We start from the raw sequence: 4,385 nt of genomic DNA, 5'->3' as shown, positions 1-4,385 counted from the left end.
CGCCGGGCATCGCAACATCGCCGCTGGCCTCCGCCACGCCTCCTACGAGCCCTTCACGCGCCCGCTCGACCTCCTCGGCATCGCCTGACCAACACTGTCACAAGATCAAAGGACTTTGCAACGGCCCTGGGGCTTTCCCCCGAGCTTCGCACCACGCCGCTACCGGCGTCGCACGTCAAGGGCGGGGACGGGTCATACGGACACGGACCCGTGACGGCACCTACGGCCTCATCAGCCGCCTCTCCAATCGGTCAGTCCACTCAAACTCGTGCAGCTTCGTGTCGCACGGTCGCCCTCCCAGCGCCCTGGCACAGCGCGGTCATCGGCCTCGGCCGGCCGCTCGCTGATCATCACCTCGGGCGTGACGTGCGCCCAGGCCTTGCGCTGGGATCGGGCCCTGGGCGCCCGCTGCGCCCTGCCGGTGCGCAGACACGTGACCAACTTGCGCTTGAGCGCTCCCCTGCCTTCGATGAACAGCGCCTGGTAGATCGCCTCGTGCGAGATGCGCATGGACTCATCATCGGGGAAGTCGACCTTCAATCGGTTGGCGATCTGCTCCGGACTCCACGCCGTGGCCCACCGGCGGTCTCCCCGATGCGGCTTGTTCTGCCCCTTGAACGGCGCGACCTCCGGCCCGAGCGCCGTCCCGTCCTCGCAGAGGACCTGACCCGACAGGCGCTCCTGCACGTAGTCCCGCAGCCGGTGGCCGCGGTGACAGGGCATCATGGCCCCGTGGAGCGCAGACGTGTCGTGGTCGAGGTCGGCGCGGTGCTGTCTGCCACGCGTGTGGGCCGACGGATCGGCCGCCTCCGGTGCGCGGACCAACCGCGTGCCATCGCCCGCGCTGCTGACCGGATCGACAGATCTTGCTGCTGGAGAAGCAGCGGCGCCTGGTGTTCGCCGAAGCTTTCACTGAGCCGCCGTACGGCGAGGCCACCCTGGCCGACGTCGACCGGGCTTTCAAGCGGTTCCATTCCCAGACCCGCAAGCCCGGATTCCTGGCCGCCCTGGCCTTCGTGCCGGACACCACGGTGGCCGGCACGGCCTACGGCTGCCCGCTGACGGCGAGCGCCAGGTGGTGGGACACCCTGTGGCCGCCCTATCGGCCGCTTGCCGCAATCGCCGCTCGATTCGGCGGCGGCTCGGCATGACCGACCGCTCCATCGAGCGCCTGGCCAACGGTCCTACCCCGGCAGAGCCAGGCCTCCCTGAACCGCGAACAGTCCTACCGGTGGATCCGTAACATGCCGGTCTCGACGAACTGGTCGGAGACCTGTCAGGTCAAGCACAGGATTGCTATGTGAAAAGCCGCCGCAACTCCGACTTGGCTCTATCCATGTCACCGTACGAGGCAAAGATCCGAGCACGCTCAACGGTGTCCCGAGCTTCGAGCAGGAGCGCAGTGGCCTCGAAGCGGTCCACGGCGACGGTCGGCGGTGGATAATTCATGCTTCCAGGATTCTCAGTCGGCCCTTCCATGATCGAGCGGACCGCATTGGAGAAGAAGCGGAGCAGCCCCTCGAAGGGGGATATCGGTTGGCTTCCCGTCTCCAGGGCTAGTGTTTTGATATTCCACGAATAGAGCGGCTTGCCGTGGAGGTCTCGCCAGTGCTTGACAAGGCGAACCGTGCGCTGCAGAGACCCGTTTGATTCGATCTTCGCCTGCCTGAGTAGCTTGGCATGACCGATTGGATCGTTCACGTCCCAGCCTTCGGGGATATCCGTATTGGGAATCAGCAAGTCACCCCCTTCGACCGGTAGTGCCAAAATAACGTCACATGTGAAGTCTCCATTTGCCTGCGGATCGAAGTCGAGGATGATCGACCGCTTTCCTTCCGTGGTGACCGTGAGGTTCGGGAATTTATTTCCGAGGATCTCCTTGAGTCTATCTGCGGTCTTCCGCATCTCTTCTTGCGGACCGGATTGGTCTTTTCCCGGCCCTAGATCAGGGCGGTCAGTGAGAATGACGCCCAGGTCCACGTCGTTCAGCGGGGACAGTGCATCCCCGTGTTCCACACTTCCGGTCCGGTACTGCTCGGCCCCTGGATAGATAAGATCCAGTGCACGGGCTACATCTTTCGCTCGGTCTTCGGCAATAGACAACTGCTTGTCGGTTGCCCTGATTCTACTGTCTTCTTGCTCAAGCCACTCATCCAGTTCTCCCGCACCTCCCCCGCGCAGTGAAGGCACTGACGCCTGACGGGAGCCCAGGTACAGGGGATCCAGAAATGCTAGACCCGATTCGACCAGGCGACGACGCTGTTGGTACGCGACATTCTCCTCGGTCGCTCGAGTCGTGGCCAGATCGAGCCATTGGGTAGACCGTGTCTGCCTGGCTCGTGCCGCCGATGCCGCCTGAGCGGACTTTTCTTTTCGTTGCGGTGCATGCCCAATCATCTCTGCATCTCCTTCTGCTTAGCCATCACTGGTTTGGCATCCGCATCGGACCAAGTCCGACGATGCAAATTTGCTCCTACCCGCCAAGCACGCTTCCGCTGCCATCTCGTCGGACCAAGAACTTCTCGTTCTCGTTTCAACAACACCCTTGGCCAAGGTTGTCGCGCAACCTGCCGACTGGTCCGCGCTGGCTTTCGTGCGGGTGCGCCGGCGGAGCAGCGTGGGCTCATCGAGGTGTTCACCGAACTGCACTTGGGCTCGGACCAGTCCCGCCGGGGGCTTGTCCAGCAGTGAGGCACTGCGGAGGCCGGGCCCGGAATCGTCCAGGCCCGGCCAACCGTGTGGGCGCCCCGTGGAGGGCCGGGTCTGCTGGTGGGCACTACGGGCGAAACCGGCGGTGCCCCAGCTGTCACCGCTCTTCGATGTATCCCGTACGGCGACCGACGGGGATCGTCGACCGCCACAACCCTCGCCGACCCTGGTCCGCACCAGCCGACATCTGGTGGCGGACGAGACCCTCGTCAGCGCCCTGGTGCCCACCCACGAGCGGGACGCCGCCCCTCGAAGGAACCAGCGGACACCCAGCAAACCCGCAGATCCCGTCGACGAGCACACCCGCCCGTCCCGGCATTCAGCCTGCCGCTGCCCTCACCGCAACGACCACCGGGCATTCCACCCAGGCCGGCACCAATTTTCAGGGTTCCTTTATGGAAATTCTCTGAACTGCCCATCATGCTGAGGAGCCCAATATCACTAACCACTCAGCACGCTATCATGGTCGCGCAATAGCCGCGCATACACGATGCGCCTCCCAAAGATCCTCGTCGCCTACCTCTTCGGGCACTACAGGCGCATTGAAGCAGCCCAGGGTGTAGGTGAGTGTGATGACGAGGCGGTTGGGGCGACCGCGTGGGAAGGTGCCTGCCTCGGCAGGCCCGTTTCTCGGGGCGTCCGCTGAAGCGGACATGACGATTTCCCGGGCCGTCCCAGCCCTCCAGTGGCTGCGCCGCGAGTGATACCTCCGTTCCTATTTCCATGAACGCAGTCACGGCATCCTTCTCCTCCTGGCGGTTCACCGTGTTGACGCCTGCCTGCCTCGGGCTGGCGGCACAGCGACCGGTGGGAGCGCCGTGGGAGAAGAGAGAGCGGTTGGGCCGCTCCCTTAGGCTTGCGGAGGAACAACGTGTTGCTTCCCGCTTTGCGGCTCGTTGGTCTGGTATGGGCGTATCGGAGAGGGCGAGGTCTCAGAGGGCATTTGATGAGAGTAGTTTGCCCTTTATGTCCTAGTAGGTTCCTCGCCAGGTTGGTGCGGTTTCGTCCGTTATGCGCTTGGCGAGGTTGTCGATCGAGGCGATGTGGATCATGGCTTCGGAGCTGGTCGGCAGTGTCTCGTAGTCGCGGGCCAGCCAGCGGCGCTGCATGATCCACCCCAGACTCCGTTCAACCACCCACCGCCTTTTCACCACGTGAAATCCGGGGACGTCGGACTTCCGGTGGACGACCTCGACGTCGATGCCCAAGCGTGCGCCGTGCTCGATCACGGCGTTCTTGAAGCCGGTGTCGACCCAGCTCTTGGAGATGCTTGGGTAGGTCTTCTTGGCCTGGTTGAGGAGGCGTATTCCCAGGGCGTTCTCGGACAGGCTCGCGGCGGTGACGGTGACGGCGAGGATGAGTCCGATGGTGTCGGTGAGGATGCCTCTCTTTCGGCCGACGATTTTCTTCGCGGCATCAGTTCCTTGGCTGGTCAGGGGAACGTTGGTGGAGGTCTTGACGCTCTGGGTGTCGATTACCGAGGCGGTCGGCTCAGGCTTGCGTCCTTCCTTCACCCGGGCCAATCCAGTGAGGTCGTAGTTGAGTTGGGCAAAGATGCCCTCATCGCGCCAGGCGGCGTAGTAGCCTCCGCGTTTCACGTCGGGCTGGGACCGGATCGTGGGCGGGAATGCGAAAGTGCCTTCTGAACTGGGACGATGAGGCTTGTCTAAGGTCTC

At 63.7% G+C, this 4,385-nt stretch carries 3 protein-coding genes and 1 pseudogene; 1 reads left to right on the top strand and 3 read right to left on the bottom strand.

What is annotated here, in order from left to right:
* Positions 1 to 288 precede the first annotated feature (288 nt).
* Positions 289 to 705, bottom strand: a pseudogene (locus tag ACIQOV_RS29455) (transposase); the annotation flags it as partial.
* Positions 706 to 866: 161 nt separating this feature from the next.
* On the opposite strand from ACIQOV_RS29455, the gene ACIQOV_RS29450 reads away from it, so the two are divergent.
* A complete protein-coding gene (locus ACIQOV_RS29450; protein ID WP_331768734.1) occupies positions 867 to 1,151 on the top strand; it encodes a hypothetical protein in 285 nt (94 codons plus the stop codon).
* A 145-nt stretch (positions 1,152 to 1,296) separates the two neighbouring features.
* Here ACIQOV_RS29450 and ACIQOV_RS29445 read toward each other — a convergent pair whose 3' ends face one another.
* Entirely contained in the window at positions 1,297 to 2,397 is a 1,101-nt protein-coding gene (locus ACIQOV_RS29445; protein WP_401053604.1) for a hypothetical protein, read from the bottom strand.
* A gap of 1,283 nt (positions 2,398 to 3,680) precedes the next feature.
* On the bottom strand, positions 3,681 to 4,385 hold a 705-nt coding region (locus ACIQOV_RS29440), incomplete at its 5' end, for a transposase (RefSeq protein WP_401053602.1).

This window comes from Kitasatospora sp. NPDC091257, assembly GCF_044757675.1.
GTDB lineage: Bacteria > Actinomycetota > Actinomycetes > Streptomycetales > Streptomycetaceae > Kitasatospora > Kitasatospora lactacystinica.
Note: the sequence above shows the minus strand (reverse complement) of the source record. Positions and strands in the feature narration are given on the sequence as shown.

What these genes read in the sequence shown, in the direction of transcription:
- ACIQOV_RS29445 (WP_401053604.1), bottom strand. Translation starts at nt 2,397, where the DNA reads ATGATTGGGCATGCACCGCAACGAAAAGAAAAGTCCGCTCAGGCGGCA.